Raw genomic sequence first — 15,283 nt, forward strand, 5'->3', positions numbered from 1 at the left:
TCGACGCTGTGGCGCGGAGTGTGGGGGTATGACTGACGACCCTGCGGAGCGAATCGTGCCGGCGGTCCACGACACGGCCGAGGACATCGCGTCGATGGAGATACGCGGTGCGGCGACGATCGCGGACGCGGCCGCCGGTGCGCTCGCGACGCAGGCGGAGGCGTCGACGGCGGCGACGGCGGCCGCGTTCGAGGCGGAGCTGAAGGCGGCGGCGCGACGGCTCTACCGGACGCGGCCGACGGCGGTGTCGCTCCCGAACGCACTCCGGTTCGTGCTCTGGGACATGGAAGGCGGGAGCGTCGAGTCGCTCCGCGAGAGCGTCGTCGAGAGCGCGCAGGGATTCCAGACGGACCTCGCCGAAGCCCAGGACCGCCTGGGACGTATCGGCGCGAACCGGCTGCGGGACGGGGACGTGGTGATGACGCACTGTCACTCGACCGACGCTCTGTCGTGCGTGAAGGCGGCGCTCGACCAGGGCAAGGAGGTCTCCGCGGTCGTGAAGGAGACGCGACCGCGCAAGCAGGGCCACATCACCGCCGAGCAACTCCGCGAGTGGGGCGTTCCGGTGACGCTCGTCGTCGACAACGCCGCGCGCCGGTACCTGGAGCGCGTCGACCACGTCCTCGTGGGCGCGGACTCGATCGCGGCGGACGGGAGCGTCATCAACAAGATCGGGACGTCCGGGCTCGCGGTGAACGCGCGCGACCGCGGCGTCCCCATCATGGTCGCCGCACAGACGATCAAGCTCCATCCCGGAACGCTCACGGGCCACACCGTCGAGATCGAGAACCGCGCGGAGAGCGAGGTCCTGACCGACGACGAGCGCGACCGCATCACGGGCGGCGACCCGGGCGACGCGGACCTCGTCGTCGAGAACCCGGCGTTCGACGTGACGCCACCGCGGTACGTCGACGCCATCGTCACCGAACGCGGTCAGTTCCCCCCCGAGAGCATCGTCACGCTCATGCGCGAGCTGTTCGGGACCGACGTCGGCGAACCCTGGGAGTGACGCCTCGGTAGTTCGCGACCGCCCGGCAGCGAGCCGCCGCGAGCGGGACCGCGCCCCCGCCGGGGAACGCACCGGGGCCCCGACCGGAACCTTCTTTCCACTCCCCGTACCGAGGATATGACATGGTTGGTGGCGTCTACACGATTCCGTCGCTGGTGTACGTGGTGCCGCTCGTCCTCGCGTTCTTCGGGGTGGCGGCGCTCCTCTGGGCGATACAGCCCCCGACGACGGACTGGACGGTGGTGTCGTTCGCGCCGTGGATGGCCATCGGGTCGGTGCTCTTCCTGCTCGACGGCCTCGACGCGTACCCCGCCATCGTCGCGCCACTGTTCGGGCCGGTGACGGTGTACGTGACGACCGCCATCTTCGCGGGGTTCGTCTGGATTCTCATGACGTTCGTCGCCGGCATCCGGAAGGGGTTCGATATCTACTACGGCGTCGGCGTGTTCGGCGGCGGCGTCGCGCTGATGCTCGTCGTGTTCCTGTTCCTGGCGGGTATCAACGCGGACACGTTCAACCCCGTCTATCCGGTGTTCGGGACGATCGTCGCGGCGCTCGTGACGGCGCTCGCGTGGGTCGTCCTCTCGCTGACGTACACGGGCGTCGCGCGGTACACGGGACGGACGGGCGCGTTCGTCGTGTTCGCGCACTCGCTCGACGGCGTGTCGACCGCGCTCGGGTACGACCTCCTCGGGGCGGGTGAACGCACGCCGCTGTCGCGGCTCATCCTCGAGTTCTCGGCGAGCCTCCCGACCGAGCAGTACGTCGGCGCCGGGTGGCTGTTCGTGCTCGTGAAGGTGGTGCTCGCGCTCGTCATCGTCGCGGCGTTCCGCGAGTACTTAGAGGAGTCGCCGCGACGCGCCCGCCTGGTGCTGGCGTTCGTCGCAGCGGTCGGGTTCGGGCCGGGCGTGTACAACCTCCTCCAGTTCATGTTGACCGAACAAGAGGTGGTGTTCGGGGTCGTGCGCGCGCTCGGAGGTGCCTGACGTGCGGGTGCTCGTCGCCGGGCACGTGAACTGGGACGTGACGCTGCGCGTCGACAAGCTCCCGGAGCCGGACGGCGAATCACGGATCCACGATCAGCGCTCCTCGGGTGGTGGGTCGGCGGCGAACGTCGCGTACGACCTGACGCTCCTCGACGTCCCCGCGGGCATCGTCGGGAGCGTCGGCGACGACGAGTACGGGTTGCTCGCGACGCGCGAACTCGAGGAGTCGGGCGTCGACCTGTCGGGGATGGCGCGCGTCGAGGGCGAGGAGACGACGGTGAAGTACGTGCTCGTCGAGGAGGGCGGCGAGGTGTCGATGCTCGCGAACGACGGCGCGAACGAGGCGGTCGCGCCCGAAGACGTCGACGACGCGTTCGTCGCGAGCGCGGAGCACGTGCACCTGACGAGTCAGCGTCCGGACACGGCGGCGCACATCGCTCGCGTCGCGAGCGAGGCGGGGGCGACGGTGAGCGTCGACCCGGGGCGCCGACTCGCGCATCGCGACTACGGCGACGTGCTCTCGAACGCCGACGTCGTGTTCGTGAACGACAGGGAGGCGGAGGTGGTGCTCGACGCGCCGCCGAAGGAGGTGTTCGCGGGGCAGGTGCTCGTCGTCAAGCGCGGCGCTGCGGGCGCGGAGGTGCACGCGCCCGACGGGCACTTCGAGCACCCCGGGTTCGGTATCGACCCGGTGGATACGACGGGGGCGGGCGACGCGTTCGCGGCGGCGTTCGTCGCCACGCGGCTGGACGGCGGCGAGTACGACGCGGCGCTGGAGCGCGCGAACGCCGCCGGCGCGTACACCGCGAGCACGGACGGTGCGCGGCAGGCGCCGACGAGCGACGCGCTCGACGCGTTCATCGACGAGCGCACGTAGCACTCGACTGCCGCCACGCCGCGGGCGCGAAACCGCCGCTACGCGGCCTCGATCTCCTTGAGGTTCACGTCCTCGTAGCCGTCGGCCTGCGCGCGCTCGCTGGCCTTCTCGATCGCTTCCTGCGTGTCGAACACGCCGTCCTCGACGGCGACGGTGTACGTCACGACGTCGTCCTGGTCTCCCACCCAGAGGTGGACGTCCACGTCCTGCATGCCAGGGTGGTGTCGGGCCCGGTAGAAAAACGTTCGGCGGGACGACCTCGAGAATCGGGCGGTCGCGGTCAGCGGTGCTTCGCGAGCCGGCGCTTGAGGCGTTTGGCGGCGTCGCCGGCGGCGCGGAAGTACGCGTCCTCGCCGCTCGCGTTCTCGCCGGCGAAGATGATGCCCCGCGAGGAGTTCACGAGCCCGACGTCGCGGCCGTCCCGCTCCGCGAGCCCGTGCTCGACCGCGGCCTCGGCGTCCCCGCCCTGCGCGCCGACGCCCGGTACCAGGAAGGGGAGGTCCGGGACGAGGTCGCGCACCGCTTCGAGCTCGTCGGGCGTGGTCGCGCCGACGACGAGTCCGACGTTCCCGTGCTCGTTCCACGTGCTCGCGAGGCGCGCGACGTGCTCGTAGACTGTCCCACCGTCCGCGAGCTCGTGGTCCTGGAGGTGCTTCCCGCCCGCGTTCGAGGTGCGGCAGAGCACGAACACGCCCTTGTCGGCGCGGTCGAGGAACGGCTGGAGGCTGTCCCGCCCCATGTAGGGGTTGACGGTGATGGCGTCGACGTCGTCGAGCACCCCCGCGTACTGGCGGGTCGTGTTCCCGATGTCAGCGCGCTTCGCGTCCAGGAGCACGGGGACGCCCTTCCCGTGCGCGTACGCCACCGTTTCCTGGAGCGCGCGCCACCCGTCGGGGTCCTCGTAGAACGCCGCGTTCGGCTTGAAGCACGCCGCGTGCTCGTGGGTCGCGTCGATGATACGGCGGTTGAACGCCCACCGCGGGAGGTCCTCCTCGGCGAGGAACTCGGGGATGCGCTCCGGGTCGGGGTCCAGGCCGACGGAGACGACGCTGTCCGTCGACTCGATGCGGTCCGCGACGCGGTCGAAGAAACCAGCTGTCATACGAGCACGCGCTCGCCCGGCACAAATCGGTCTTTCCATTCCCCGCGCCACGGCCGGCGAACGTGCTCTCGCCGGATTCGCGAGGCTACTGACTCCCGCATCGGCACTCCTGAGTTGTATTCAATCTAGTCGATCGATGCGCCGTACTCTATCGAGCCTCCGTTTATGTCAATGCTTAAAGTAATTGGCCGCTCGGGAGCGATCTCCCACTCCCATGATTCTGTCCTTCCATCTGATTGTACCGTCGTTTGGAGACTTGACTCGGAAACCGAAATGTCGTACTTCGCCCGATCCTCTGATGGGATGTTAAAAGACTCAGACAGCACCGTGGAAGAGCCGGATGGGTCCATCAATTCGACGCTGCCAGAGATGGTGTCATTGGTATTATTATCTATAATAATGTGGGACTGGTCTGAACCAGTTAGACACCCAGACAGCAACGCTATCCCACCGACCGATGTAGCCACTATCCTTCTTCTGGTGATTGCCATACTGGCACACCAGGAGGCGGCGATATGTGTTTTGGGTCCTGGCTGGCTGGTGACGCGCTCGAGGCGTGCCTGGCAGTCGGCGCGGGAGGAGCCGAGTCGGTGGTCGCGGTTGGCGAACCGAGGTTCGTGGTAGCGGATGCTGAGTCTGGTGAGCGGGCAGATTGGCGCGAAGGAGGAGTCGATAGGAGCGCGACCGTGGGAATCTTCAATACTCCGGCGGTCGCGAGTCCGTACGTGACTGTCTACGAGACGGACGTGCCGGGCGTCGGCCGCAAGTTCGAGCTGGAACTTGGCGACGGCTCGCGGCTCGTGGTGCTCCTCCATCACGACGGCCGCCGGGAGCTGTTCGTGCGGCCCGACCCCGAGCGCGACAGCGAGCGCGTCGCGGACCTCTCGGGCGAGCAGGCCCGACAGCTCGGCGCGGTCCTCGGCGGCGCGTACTTCCAGCCCGTCGAGCTCTCGAACACGAGCGTCCCGCTGGGCGACGCCATCATCGAGTGGGTGACGATCCCCGAGGAGTCGCCGGTCGCCGGCGGGACGCTCGCGGACTCGAACCTCCGGGACGCCACCGGCGCGAGCGTCATCGCCGTGCAGCGCGGCCCGGACACCATCGCGAACCCCGACGCCGACACGACGCTCGAACCCGGTGACGTCCTCGTCGCGCTCGGCACGCGCGAGGAACACGCGGAGCTGGAGTCGTTCGTGACCGCCGCGTAGCCGTGGCGGACCTCCTGCTCCAGGCGGGTATCGCAATCACCGTCCTCGCCGTCGTCGGCCTGCTTGCCCACCGGTTCGGGCAGTCCGTCATCCCCGCGTACATCGTCGTCGGCATCGTCGTCGGGCCGAACGCGCCCGTCGTCCAGGGCGTGTCGTTCAACCTCCTGGAGCGCTACGAGTTCATCACGCTGTTCGCCGAACTCGGTATCGTCCTCCTGCTGTTCTTCATCGGCCTGGAGTTCAGCGTCGACCGACTGCTCGCGCGCCGCGGCGAGTTCGCGCGCGCCGGCACCGTCGACTTCGCCGCGAACGCCGGCGTCGGCCTCGCCATCGCGCTCGCGTTCGGGTTCTCGCCGCTCGAAGCCGCGTTCGTCGCCGGCATCGTCTACATCTCCTCGAGCGCCATCGTCACGAAGACGCTCGTCGACCTCGGCTGGGTCGCCGACCCCGAAGCCGAACCCGTCCTCGGCGTGCTCGTGTTCGAGGACCTCGTCATCGCGGTCTACCTCGCGATCGTCTCCGCGGTCGCCACCGGCGCCGGCGACCCCGTCACGTCCGTCGGTATCGCGCTCGCGTTCCTCGCCGTCCTGTTCGCCGTCGCGCGCTTCGGCGGGCCGGCCGCCGAGCGCGTCTACGCGCACGAGTCCGACGAACAGTTCCTCCTGGGCGTCCTCGGCACGCTCGTCCTCCTGGGGGCCGCGGGCCTCGCCGCGGGCGTGAGCGAGGCCGTCGCCGCGTTCTTCCTCGGGATGGCGTTCAGCGAGACGAGTCACGTCGAACGCATCGAACGCGTCCTCTCGCCCGCCAGGGACCTGTTCGCCGCGGTCTTCTTCCTCTCCATCGGGCTCCAGACCGACCTCGGGACCGTCCGAGGTGCACTCGCGCTGGTCGCCGCCGCGGTCGTCCTCTCGACCGCGAGCAAGCTCGCGTCCGGGTACTACGCGGGTCGGACGTACGGTCTCGACCAGCGACGGTCCGTCCGCGTCGCGGTCGCGCTCGTCGCCCGCGGCGAGTTCTCGCTCGTCCTCGCCGCCATCGCGACGAGCGTCGGCACGGGCGCGCTCGGCGAGGAGATCCCCGCGTTCGCCGTCGGGTACGTGCTCGCGATGAGTCTCCTCGGGACGACGCTCATGCGGTACAGCGACGTCGTCACAGACCGCCTCGTCCCGGCGAACTGACCGACGAAGCGCGCGCTCGCGGGGTCGAAAGCGACCGCGGCCGCGAGACCGCTCGCCGCCGCGTCAGGGACCCTGGTCGCCGGCCTCGATGCCGGCGTCCGTGATCTGTAACTGGACGCTCTCGCCCGCGGGCTTCGCCCGATGCTTCTCGAGGGTCGCCTTCCGGTTCCCGCCACGGAACCGGTCGATGCGGACGACCGTCCCCGTCCAGTGCTCGAGGGTGTGTCCGCCCAGAGCGCGCGTCCGGTCGCTGTCCGGGTCGCTGAACACCTGGTTCGTCACGACCACCGCGAGGTCGTGGCGGCGCGCGAGCCCGAGGAGGTGCGTGACCTGGTTCGCGACCTCGCGGAGCGAATCGCCGCCCTCGACGTCGTTCCCGCGCTCCAGCCGATAGAATCCCGTGACGGAGTCGACGACGACGAGGTCCGCCTGGTCGGCGAACTCCGCGACGTCCTGGACCGCCTCGGCCTGCTCGTCGAAGTCGAGCGCGTCCTTCACGACGACGTTCCCCGTCACGTCGTCGAGATCCACGTCCGCCGCGTCCGCGGCCGCGGACGCGACCGCCTCGAACCGGTCGAGCGACAACCCCTCGGTGTCGACGTACACGACGAGCCCGCCCGCGGCGGCGACCGCGACGCTCGCCGAGAGCGCGACGTTCGTCTTCCCAGCCGCCGGCGGCCCGTACACCTGCGTGACGGTCCCGCGTTCCAGTCCACCGCCGAGGAGGTCGTCGAGGGGGCCACAGCCCGTCGAGATGACGCCGTCGTTCACGAGGGTACTGGGGGCGGGACCCCACAAAAACGCACGGGAAGCGGCGCACCCGGAGCGCCGAGACGAACGGAGCCCGCGACCGGCGGCGCTCAGCAACTTGGCTTCTTCAGGAGCGTGTCCTCGCTCGTGTCCGAATCCGCGGTCCGGACGTACCGCTGGCCGTCCCGCTCCACGGCCGCCAGCTGGAAGCGCTCGCCGTGGTACGAGACGACGATGACCTTCCCGTCCCCGGCGATCATCTCGTGGACCTCAGCGGGCGTCCGCGTCGTGATGCTCCCCGACCGCGTCGTGAACCCGATCTCCTCGATGCACCGACAGTCGTCCACGTCGGCGTCGTAGTCCATGCTCACGCACGCGACCTCGTAACTCGCCATGTCAGTCCCTAGGGGGGCGAGCGGGAAGAGCGTTCGGCGTCGCCGTGCGCGTATCGGGGGATTGGGACCGACCGGCGGCCGCGGTGGCGGGACTTATCTCGCCGGCGCTCGAATCGACGGGGCGTGATAGTGGTCGCGACCGCGGACTTCGAGGTGTACCACGACGTCGTCGGCGAGCTCCGGGACCGCGGGGTGGCGTTCACGACCGTCGAACCCGAGGACGACCTTCCCGACGACACCGACGTGGTCGTCACCGGTCCAGGCGAGGGCGACGCCGTGGAGAGCCACGGCGTCGACGGCCCGAACGTCGTGGAGGCCGAACCCGACGCGCCACGGCGAGCGGTGGAGGCGGCGCTCGCGTACCTCCGCGGTGGCGACGGGCGGACGATAGTCGGCGTCGACCCGGGCCGCAAGCCCGGTATCGCGGTGCTCGCCGACGACGTCGTGGTGGCGGCGTTCCAGGTGCCGGCGAGCGACGCCGCCGACGTCGTCTGCGAGGAGGTCGCGGGCGAGGCCGACGCGGTGGTTCGCGTCGGCGACGGTGCGCGCCGCGAGGGCGCGAAGGTGATCGGTGGTCTGCAGGACGTCCGCGTGGAACTCGTCGACGAGACCGGGACGACGCCGTACCTCGGCACGGGCGCGCGCGGCATGGGCGACGTCCTCGCGGCCGCGAACATCGCACGCACCGAGGGCGAGCCCGTCGACTCCCGCGAGTTCGAACCGACCGACGGCGAGATACAGCGCGTCAAGAACCGCTCGCGCGAACTGTCGCCGGACAACCGCGCCATCGACACCGCGCTCGCGCGCCGCGTCGCCCGCGGCGAACTCGACGTGGAGACCGCGCTCGCCGAACACCGAGCGAACGCGGACGACGCATCCGACGAGACCGGCGACGCGGGCGATTCCGACAGTAGCGACCGACGCGACGACGCGACCGATTCCGGCGGCGACCGGAGCGAGGACGATGCAGCTGGCGACGGCGAGTAGCGAGAGAACGGTCGATAGCAGCGACGACAGCGAATATGCGAACGGTCGGTGGCAGCGACGCGGAGGGTCTGCGCCGTCGTCCCGTCGTGCGCGGACGGACGGAGGCGGCCGAGGTGGGCGGTGTCCGCGCGAGGCGACGGACGGCGTCGGTCGGGGCTCCGGGGGTGCCGTCGGTCAGCGTGCGTTCCAGGTGCAGTGCGTGCACGCCGGGACGCCCTGCACGTTCGCGAGGTCGCTCTCGCACGCCGGACAGGCGGTCGCCCCGGCGGGGCCACCGTCGGTGACGGGGGTCGGTTCGTCGGCGTCGGTCGGCGTGCCGCTGGCGTCCTCGAGCGTGACGTCGACGCCGCGGTAGCATCCGAACGTGAAGTCGTGGGTTTCGGTGGGGTCGGCCATCTCACCCATAACTGCCATCGCATCGAGTATAAGGCTATGTCTGGATGGATATATGTGCATCCCGTGTCCTAGAACTGTATAAGGGGTACTTTGGAGTGCGTGGCTGTCGGCACTAGAGTGGCGAGACAGCCCTTGATCCTGCGTCACACGCCCTCGTAGTACGCGCTCTCGGCGCGACGAACGACCGCTCGAACCGGCAGTCCGGTCTCGTCGGCGACGCGCGCAGCGTCGTCGTACTCGGCGCTCGCGTCGTAGACGACGCCCGCCTGATCGCTCGCGACCTTCACCGTGACCTCGTAGGTATCGCCGTCGACGTCGACGGCGACGGTCTCGAACTCGCGGTCGGCGACCCAGCGGTGGCTCGCGCTCGCGGCGCGCACGCCGAGGGTCCCTGTCTCCTCGGCGAGCCGGCGCGCGACCGCGTCCGCGTCCGCCGGCGAACACACGACCTTCACGAGATGCCCCGGCCGGGACTTCTTCATCGTCGTCGGCAGTATCGTCGTGTCGTACGCCCCGGCGTCCGCGAGCGCGTCCTGCAGGCCGCCGAGGACCTCCGGGGTCGCGTCGTCGAGGTTCGTCTCCAGCACCGCGACGTCCTCCCGCCGCAGGCCGCCCGTGGCGTCGCCGACCGACGCGCGCAGCACGTTCGGATGCGCGTCGAAGGCCTTCGAGCCCGCGCCGTACCCGGACGCGTCCACCGTCATCGACGGCAGCGAGTCGACGCCGTCGGCGTAGTACGCCAGGATGGCCGCGCCCGTCGGCGTCAGGAGCTCGGCGTCGACCGGGCCGCCACGGACCTGCCAGTCCGCGCGCTCGGCGAGCTCCACGACCGCCGGCGCCGGAACCGGGTACGTGCCGTGAGCCATCTCGACGCTCCCACCGCCGACCGCCACCGGCGTCGTCACCGCGCGCTCGACGTCGAGGTCGCGGTAGAGCGCACATGCGCCGACGACGTCCGCGATGGCGTCGTCCGTCCCGACCTCGTGGAAGTGCGTCTCCACCAGCTCGACGCCGTGCACGCTCGCCTCCGCCTCCCCCAGCAGCTCGAACACTGCGAGCGCGTCCTCGCGGACGCCCGACGGCACGTCCAGTGACTCGACGAACGCCACGACCTCGGCGTACGACCGACTCGCCCCGTGCCCCTCGCTCGAATCACCGTGACCGTGGTCGTGGGTGTGGTCGTGGTCGTGAGTGTGGTCGTGGTCGGCTTTGTGGTCGTGGTCGTGACTGTGAGCGTGGTCGTGGTCGTGCTCTTCTTCGGTGGCGTCGTCGTGGACGACGTCGACCTTCGTGGCGGTGATGCCGTTCCTGTCGACGTCGCGGACGCGGTACGTGACGGGGAGCTGCGCGGCGAGGTCGTCGAGGACGCCCGGGTCGGCGCCGGCGGCGACGAGTGCGCCCAGGAGCATGTCGCCGCTGGCGCCGGTCCGACCGTCGAGCGCGAGCGTTCGCATACCTCAACGAGCGGCGGCGAGCGCGAAAAGGCCCGCGGTCGGAAGCGGACGCACCGCGGCGAGGAACGCCCGTCTCTCCATGACTCCCGATTGATGGAACGGTCGTGTAACCGCTCTGGCACCGGGCAGGTGTCGACCACTAGCCCCGGCAGCGAGCCGTTAAGTGCGAGGGGATGGAAGAGGCTCCCGTGTTCGAGGGTCTCAGAGAGCGGTTGGCGGACTGGCGGGGGGACGGCGGGCCGGCGCACTCGCGGCCGCTCGGCGTCGTCCAGAAGCGCGGCCGCGAGGTGTTCGGCGTGAAACTGGGGGAGGCGAAGGGCTGGCAGCCCGACTGGCGGGACGTCGAGGACCTCCACGAGGAGGCGATGGAGCGCTTCGATATCCGGCCGACGCCGGTCGGGCACGAGGTCGCGATCGTGGACTTCGACGCGGACGGGAACGTCGTCGACGTCGACTGGTTCGACGAACCGCGAGCGCCGGCGACCGATTGACCGACGTCGCCGCTGCCGACAGCGTTATGCGCCCCCCGAACGACCTTGCTAGTGAGTGTCACAGTTGGGTGTTCGGGCCCGCGACGAGACGGTGACGTGACGCCGAAACCCCGTCTGAGCAAAAGACATATCGGGACCGGAGACCCACGTTCGACCATCCAGGAAGTCCCCAAATCATGAACGAAGTCCAACTGGAGGTGGCGAAGGCGTACCCGAACGACTCGGGGCGCGGTATCGCGCGACTCGACCCAGACACGCTGCTACATCTGAAGCTCAGCCCCGGCGACATCATCGAGATAGAGGGCGCAGACACGACCGCGGCGAAGGTCTGGCGCGCGGACCGACAGGACTGGAACACCGACACCGTCCGCATCGACGGGTTCACGCGACAGAACGCCGACGTGGGCATCGGCGAGCGCGTGACCATCCGGAAGGCGGAGGCGACGAAGGCGGACAAGCTCACCCTCGCCCCGCCCGAGGAGGCGAGCGTGCAGTTCGGCAGCGACGCGGCGGGCATGGTCAAACGACAGATACTGAAGCGTCCGGTCGTCGAGCGCGACATCGTCCCCGTGATGTCCTCGACGAACCACCCCTTCATGCGGTCGCCCGGGCAGGCTATTCCGCTCATCGCGGTCGAGACCCAGCCCGAGGGCGTCGTCCTCATCACCGAGGACACCGACGTGGAGCTCCGCGAGGAACCTATCAGCGGGTTCGAGAAGACCGGGGGCGGCATCACGTACGAGGACATCGGGGGCCTCCAGGGCGAGATACAGCGCGTCCGGGAGATGGTCGAACTCCCGATGAAGCACCCCCAGATCTTCAAGAAACTCGGCATCGAGCCGCCACAGGGCGTGCTCCTGCACGGCCCACCGGGGACGGGGAAGACGCTGCTGGCGAAGGCGGTCGCGAACGAGACGTCCGCGAGCTTCTTCTCCATCGCGGGCCCGGAGATCATCTCGAAGTACTACGGCGAGTCCGAACAGCAGTTACGCGAGATCTTCGAGGACGCGACCGAGGAGTCGCCCTCGATCATCTTCATCGACGAGCTCGACTCCATCGCGCCCAAGCGCGAGGACGTCACCGGGGAAGTGGAGCGTCGCGTCGTCGCGCAGCTCCTGACGATGATGGACGGCCTCGAGAGCAGGGGGCAGGTCATCGTCATCGCGGCGACGAACCGCGTCGACTCCGTCGACCCGGCGCTCCGTCGCCCCGGTCGCTTCGACCGCGAGATCGAGATCGGCGTGCCCGACGAGACCGGTCGGGAGGAGATCCTCCAGATTCACACGCGCGGGATGCCGCTCTCCGACGACGTGAACCTCCCGAGTCTCGCGAGCGAGACGCACGGGTTCGTCGGCGCGGACATCGAGAGCCTCACGAAGGAGGCGGCGATGAAGGCGCTGCGGCGGTACCTCCCCGAGATCGACCTGGACGAGGAGGACATCCCGCCGAGTCTCATCGACCGGATGATCGTCAAGCGCGACGACTTCCGCGGTGCGCTCAACGAGGTGGAGCCGTCGGCGATGCGGGAGGTGCTCGTCGAACTCCCGAAGATCACGTGGGACGACGTCGGCGGGCTCGACACCGCGAAGCAGAACATCGAGGAGTCCATCCAGTGGCCGCTCAACAACCCGGAGAAGTTCGAGCGGATGGGTATCGATCCGCCGGCTGGCGTCCTGCTGTACGGGCCGCCGGGGACGGGGAAGACGCTGATGGCGAAGGCGGTCGCGAACGAGACGAACGCGAACTTCATCAGCGTCCGCGGCCCGCAACTCCTCTCGAAGTGGGTCGGTGAGTCCGAGAAGGCGATCCGGCAGACGTTCCGGAAGGCCCGGCAGGTGTCGCCGACCGTGATCTTCTTCGACGAGCTGGACTCGCTCGCGCCCGCTCGCGGCGGCGAAGTTGGGTCGAACGTCAGCGAGCGCGTCGTCAACCAGCTCCTCACGGAACTCGACGGCCTGGAGGAGATGGGTGAGGTGATGGTGATCGGGGCGACGAACCGCCCGGACATGATCGACCCCGCGCTCATCCGGTCGGGGCGGTTCGACCGGCTCGTGATGGTCGGCCAGCCCGAACTCGAGGGCCGCGAGCAGATCCTCCGCATCCACACGGAGGACACGCCGCTCTCGCCCGACGTGAGCCTCCGCGAACTCGCGGAGATGACGGACGGGTACGTCGGGAGCGACCTGGAGTCCATCGCGCGCGAAGCCGCCATCGAGGCGTTGCGCGCGGACGACGAGGCGACCGCGGTCGACATGAAGCACTTCCGGACGGCGATGGAGTCGGTCCGCCCCACCATCACGGACGACCTCCTCGATTACTACGACGAGATCGAGGACGAGTTCCGTGGGGGCGGTGCGGACAAGCGCGACCGCCGCGGCGGCCGTATCGGGTTCCAGTAGTCCGGCCGGGAATCGACCGGTCGCCACCCGGTCGCCCCGGGAATCGTTCGTGTTCTCGTGGCGGTGTTCTGCGGAAACGATTTTACGCGCGCTCCGCATAGGACGCGCCAGTGTCTTCGGTTACCTCGACGCGTCGTACCGCAAACGGTCCGTATCGACCGACTCGCGACCCGCAGGTGCTGTTGCTCGTCGGCATCGTCGTCGCCGTCGTCGGCCTGTGGGTGGTGGGAGTGATGTCGCCGGCGACGCTCTCCGGTGGGGAGAGCGGGCCGGTGTTCCCGTTCCGCGACCAGAGCGAGGACGGGCAGGTGTCGGTGTCGGTGAACCGGTCGACGGTCGACTCGGGGGAGCCGGTGGCGGTGACGGTGTCCGTCGACGGGAATCCGGTGAGCGATGCGACGGTACGGGTCGCGGACGAGGTGTACGCGACGAGCGGTGACGGGACGGTCGTGGTGTCGGTCGACGACCCGGGGTCGTACGAGGTGACCGGTGTGCGTCCGGACGGGAACCGGTCGGCGACGACGGCGCTGCGCGTGCGGCGGTTCGAGAGCGCGCTCTCGGTGTCGGTCCCCGGGGACGTGGTGACGGGTGCGTCGGTACCGGTTCGGGTGACGCGTGCGAACGGCGACCCGGTCGATGCGGTCGTCGCCGCCGACGGGGAGACCGTTCGGACGGGCGCGGACGGCGTGGCGAACGTGACCTTCGCGGCCGCCGGCGAGTTCGAGGTGCGGGCGTCCAAGGAGCCCTCGACGGCGTACCGGTTCGTCGACGCGACCGGGACGGTGACGGTGGAGCGTCGAGCCGTGGCGCTGGTCGCGACCGCGAACCGGAGTGCGCCCCGGGTCGACGAGCCGGTCGCGGTGTCGGTGCGTCGACGGGATACGGGCGAGGCGGTGAACGCGACGCTGTCGCTCGGCGGGCGGACGCTGTCGACGGGGTCGGACGGGGTGGCGGACGTGCGTTTCGACGCGGCGGGCGAGGTGGTCGTCGTGGCGAGCGCGAACCGGACGCGGTCGGTTCGGTTCGTCGACGGGCGGGCGCGCGTCGACGTGCGGCGTCTCCCCGTCGACCTCTCGGTGTCGGTGACGCCGGAGCGGGTCTCCGAGGGCGAGCGCGCCCGGTTCGTCGTCCGTCGCGCCGATACCGGCGAGCGCGTCGGGGCGACCGTCGAACTCTACGGGAGCGCGTACTCGACGGGCGCGGACGGTCGCGTCTCGTTCCCGTTCTACGCGCCGGGGAACGCGACGGTCTCGGTGGCGAAGGCGTCGACGGCGCGGGAGCGATACGTGGGCGGGAACGCGTCGTTCGTCGTGGTCGGCCCGGAGGTCGTCGCGGATTCGGTCGCGGTGCCGGCGACGGCGCCGGCGGACGGGACGATGCGCGTGAACGCGACGCTCTCGAACGTCGGGAACGAGCGCGCGAGCGAGGACGCGGTCGTCGCGGTCGGGTCAGCGACGACGCGCGTCCGGACGACGGTCCCGGCGGGCGAGACGACGGACGCGAGCTGGGAGGTGGCGACCCCGGACGAGACCGGGAACGTCACGGTCGTCGTCAGCTACGAGGAGGTCCGCGTCGAGCGCACGGTGCGGCTCGTCGCGTCCGACGAGCGGGCCGCGGACGGTTCCTCGCCGAACGCGACGGCCGATCCGTCGACGGACGTGACAACCGACTCGTCGACGAACGCGACCGTCCGCGAGCGCGCCGCGCCGCCGACGGCTGCGGACTCGACTCGCGCGAGCGAGCGCTCCCGGACGAGCGAGACCCAGGCGAGGGACAGTCGGCTGCTGGAGGACGAGGTGAGGGGTGAGAGTCGGTCGGCTGCTGGAGGAGCGGATGCCTGGTCCGGTAGACCCCCGTGAACGCGCCGATGATGGTCGTCTGGCGGTGGCGTGTGGCCGCAGGGTCGCTGCGTGCCAGGGCCGTCTCGTGACGCGATGGCGCGTGCTACCACCCTGGTAGTTACCGACTACCACCCGAAACGTGGTGGGATCCTTCGACCGGTTCTGAACCGCTTGTAAAACGTCTCGGCGTCTCTCGACCGCTCATGAAAA

General features: G+C 69.9%; 16 protein-coding genes. 9 read left to right on the forward strand and 7 right to left on the reverse strand.

Features of this window, described 5'->3' with window-relative positions:
* Positions 1-28 precede the first annotated feature (28 nt).
* The 3 genes from SM754_RS07135 (at position 29) to SM754_RS07145 (ending at position 2,872) form a co-directional block, all read left to right on the forward strand.
* Positions 29-1,009, forward strand: a complete 981-nt coding sequence (locus SM754_RS07135) for a ribose 1,5-bisphosphate isomerase (RefSeq protein ID WP_323675536.1) — start codon at positions 29-31, stop codon at positions 1,007-1,009.
* Positions 1,010-1,131: 122 nt separating this feature from the next.
* Positions 1,132-1,995, forward strand: a complete 864-nt coding sequence (locus SM754_RS07140) for a DUF63 family protein (RefSeq protein WP_323675537.1) — start codon at positions 1,132-1,134, stop codon at positions 1,993-1,995.
* Positions 1,988-2,872, forward strand: a complete 885-nt coding sequence (locus SM754_RS07145) for an ATP-dependent ribose-1-phosphate kinase (RefSeq protein ID WP_323675538.1) — start codon at positions 1,988-1,990, stop codon at positions 2,870-2,872. The genes SM754_RS07140 and SM754_RS07145 overlap by 8 nt, the downstream gene beginning before the upstream one ends.
* Before the next feature lie 38 nt (positions 2,873-2,910).
* Here the strand turns inward: SM754_RS07145 and SM754_RS07150 are convergent, their stop codons facing one another.
* From SM754_RS07150 to SM754_RS07160, 3 genes are all read right to left on the reverse strand, one after another.
* On the reverse strand, positions 2,911-3,084 hold the full coding sequence (locus SM754_RS07150) for a hypothetical protein (RefSeq protein ID WP_227133569.1): 174 nt from the start codon (positions 3,082-3,084) through the stop codon (positions 2,911-2,913).
* Between the two features lie 68 nt (positions 3,085-3,152).
* Positions 3,153-3,974, reverse strand: a complete 822-nt coding sequence (pyrF, locus tag SM754_RS07155) for an orotidine-5'-phosphate decarboxylase (protein ID WP_323675539.1) — start codon at positions 3,972-3,974, stop codon at positions 3,153-3,155.
* A gap of 125 nt (positions 3,975-4,099) precedes the next feature.
* Positions 4,100-4,465, reverse strand: a complete 366-nt coding sequence (locus SM754_RS07160) for a hypothetical protein (protein ID WP_323675540.1) — start codon at positions 4,463-4,465, stop codon at positions 4,100-4,102.
* 234 nt (positions 4,466-4,699) lie between these two features.
* Between SM754_RS07160 and SM754_RS07165 the strand changes: the two genes are divergently transcribed.
* Positions 4,700-5,182, forward strand: a complete 483-nt coding sequence (locus SM754_RS07165) for a cation:proton antiporter regulatory subunit (protein ID WP_323675541.1) — start codon at positions 4,700-4,702, stop codon at positions 5,180-5,182.
* Positions 5,183-5,184: 2 nt separating this feature from the next.
* Positions 5,185-6,360 (forward strand): cation:proton antiporter, encoded by a 1,176-nt coding sequence (locus SM754_RS07170; RefSeq protein ID WP_323675542.1) that lies wholly within the window; start codon positions 5,185-5,187, stop codon positions 6,358-6,360.
* A 63-nt stretch (positions 6,361-6,423) separates the two neighbouring features.
* Here the strand turns inward: SM754_RS07170 and radB are convergent, their stop codons facing one another.
* Together radB and SM754_RS07180 are read right to left on the reverse strand one after the other, a co-directional pair.
* Positions 6,424-7,131 carry a DNA repair and recombination protein RadB gene (gene radB, locus SM754_RS07175; protein WP_323675543.1) on the reverse strand — a complete coding sequence of 236 codons (708 nt, stop codon included), beginning with the start codon at positions 7,129-7,131 and terminating at the stop codon, positions 6,424-6,426.
* An 89-nt stretch (positions 7,132-7,220) separates the two neighbouring features.
* The gene (locus SM754_RS07180) at positions 7,221-7,505 is read right to left on the reverse strand and encodes a DUF3892 domain-containing protein (protein WP_323675544.1); all 285 of its coding nucleotides are present in this window, start codon (positions 7,503-7,505) and stop codon (positions 7,221-7,223) included.
* A gap of 123 nt (positions 7,506-7,628) precedes the next feature.
* On the opposite strand from SM754_RS07180, the gene SM754_RS07185 reads away from it, so the two are divergent.
* Positions 7,629-8,492, forward strand: coding sequence for a hypothetical protein (locus SM754_RS07185; protein ID WP_323675545.1), 864 nt, complete (start codon positions 7,629-7,631; stop codon positions 8,490-8,492).
* A 174-nt stretch (positions 8,493-8,666) separates the two neighbouring features.
* Here SM754_RS07185 and SM754_RS07190 read toward each other — a convergent pair whose 3' ends face one another.
* Both SM754_RS07190 and larC read right to left on the reverse strand, forming a co-directional pair.
* Positions 8,667-8,888 carry a hypothetical protein gene (locus tag SM754_RS07190; protein WP_323675546.1) on the reverse strand — a complete coding sequence of 74 codons (222 nt, stop codon included), beginning with the start codon at positions 8,886-8,888 and terminating at the stop codon, positions 8,667-8,669.
* 143 nt (positions 8,889-9,031) lie between these two features.
* The gene (larC, locus tag SM754_RS07195; RefSeq protein ID WP_323675547.1) at positions 9,032-10,342 is read right to left on the reverse strand and encodes a nickel pincer cofactor biosynthesis protein LarC; all 1,311 of its coding nucleotides are present in this window, start codon (positions 10,340-10,342) and stop codon (positions 9,032-9,034) included.
* A 188-nt stretch (positions 10,343-10,530) separates the two neighbouring features.
* On the opposite strand from larC, the gene SM754_RS07200 reads away from it, so the two are divergent.
* The 3 genes from SM754_RS07200 to SM754_RS07210 all read left to right on the forward strand — a co-directional run bounded on the left by SM754_RS07200 (position 10,531) and on the right by SM754_RS07210 (position 15,091).
* Positions 10,531-10,833 (forward strand): hypothetical protein, encoded by a 303-nt coding sequence (locus tag SM754_RS07200; RefSeq protein WP_323675548.1) that lies wholly within the window; start codon positions 10,531-10,533, stop codon positions 10,831-10,833.
* A gap of 176 nt (positions 10,834-11,009) precedes the next feature.
* On the forward strand, positions 11,010-13,232 hold the full coding sequence (locus SM754_RS07205) for a CDC48 family AAA ATPase (RefSeq protein ID WP_323675549.1): 2,223 nt from the start codon (positions 11,010-11,012) through the stop codon (positions 13,230-13,232).
* Positions 13,233-13,342: 110 nt separating this feature from the next.
* Complete coding sequence (locus tag SM754_RS07210; protein ID WP_323675550.1) at positions 13,343-15,091, forward strand: hypothetical protein; 1,749 nt, start codon at positions 13,343-13,345, stop codon at positions 15,089-15,091.
* Positions 15,092-15,283 lie beyond the last annotated feature (192 nt).

The organism is Halorubellus amylolyticus (assembly GCF_034808145.1).
Taxonomy (GTDB): domain Archaea; phylum Halobacteriota; class Halobacteria; order Halobacteriales; family Natrialbaceae; genus Halorubellus.

Excerpts from the sequence above, each read along its gene's own strand:
- pyrF (WP_323675539.1), bottom strand. The coding sequence starts at position 3,974 with ATGACAGCTGGTTTCTTCGACCGCGTCGCGGACCGCATCGAGTCGACG.
- SM754_RS07135 (WP_323675536.1), top strand. The coding sequence starts at position 29 with ATGACTGACGACCCTGCGGAGCGAATCGTGCCGGCGGTCCACGACACG.
- SM754_RS07205 (WP_323675549.1), top strand. The coding sequence starts at position 11,010 with ATGAACGAAGTCCAACTGGAGGTGGCGAAGGCGTACCCGAACGACTCG.
- SM754_RS07150 (WP_227133569.1), bottom strand. The coding sequence starts at position 3,084 with ATGCAGGACGTGGACGTCCACCTCTGGGTGGGAGACCAGGACGACGTC.
- SM754_RS07160 (WP_323675540.1), bottom strand. The coding sequence starts at position 4,465 with ATGGCAATCACCAGAAGAAGGATAGTGGCTACATCGGTCGGTGGGATA.
- SM754_RS07190 (WP_323675546.1), bottom strand. The coding sequence starts at position 8,888 with ATGGCCGACCCCACCGAAACCCACGACTTCACGTTCGGATGCTACCGC.
- SM754_RS07140 (WP_323675537.1), top strand. The coding sequence starts at position 1,132 with ATGGTTGGTGGCGTCTACACGATTCCGTCGCTGGTGTACGTGGTGCCG.
- SM754_RS07180 (WP_323675544.1), bottom strand. The coding sequence starts at position 7,505 with ATGGCGAGTTACGAGGTCGCGTGCGTGAGCATGGACTACGACGCCGAC.
- larC (WP_323675547.1), bottom strand. The coding sequence starts at position 10,342 with ATGCGAACGCTCGCGCTCGACGGTCGGACCGGCGCCAGCGGCGACATG.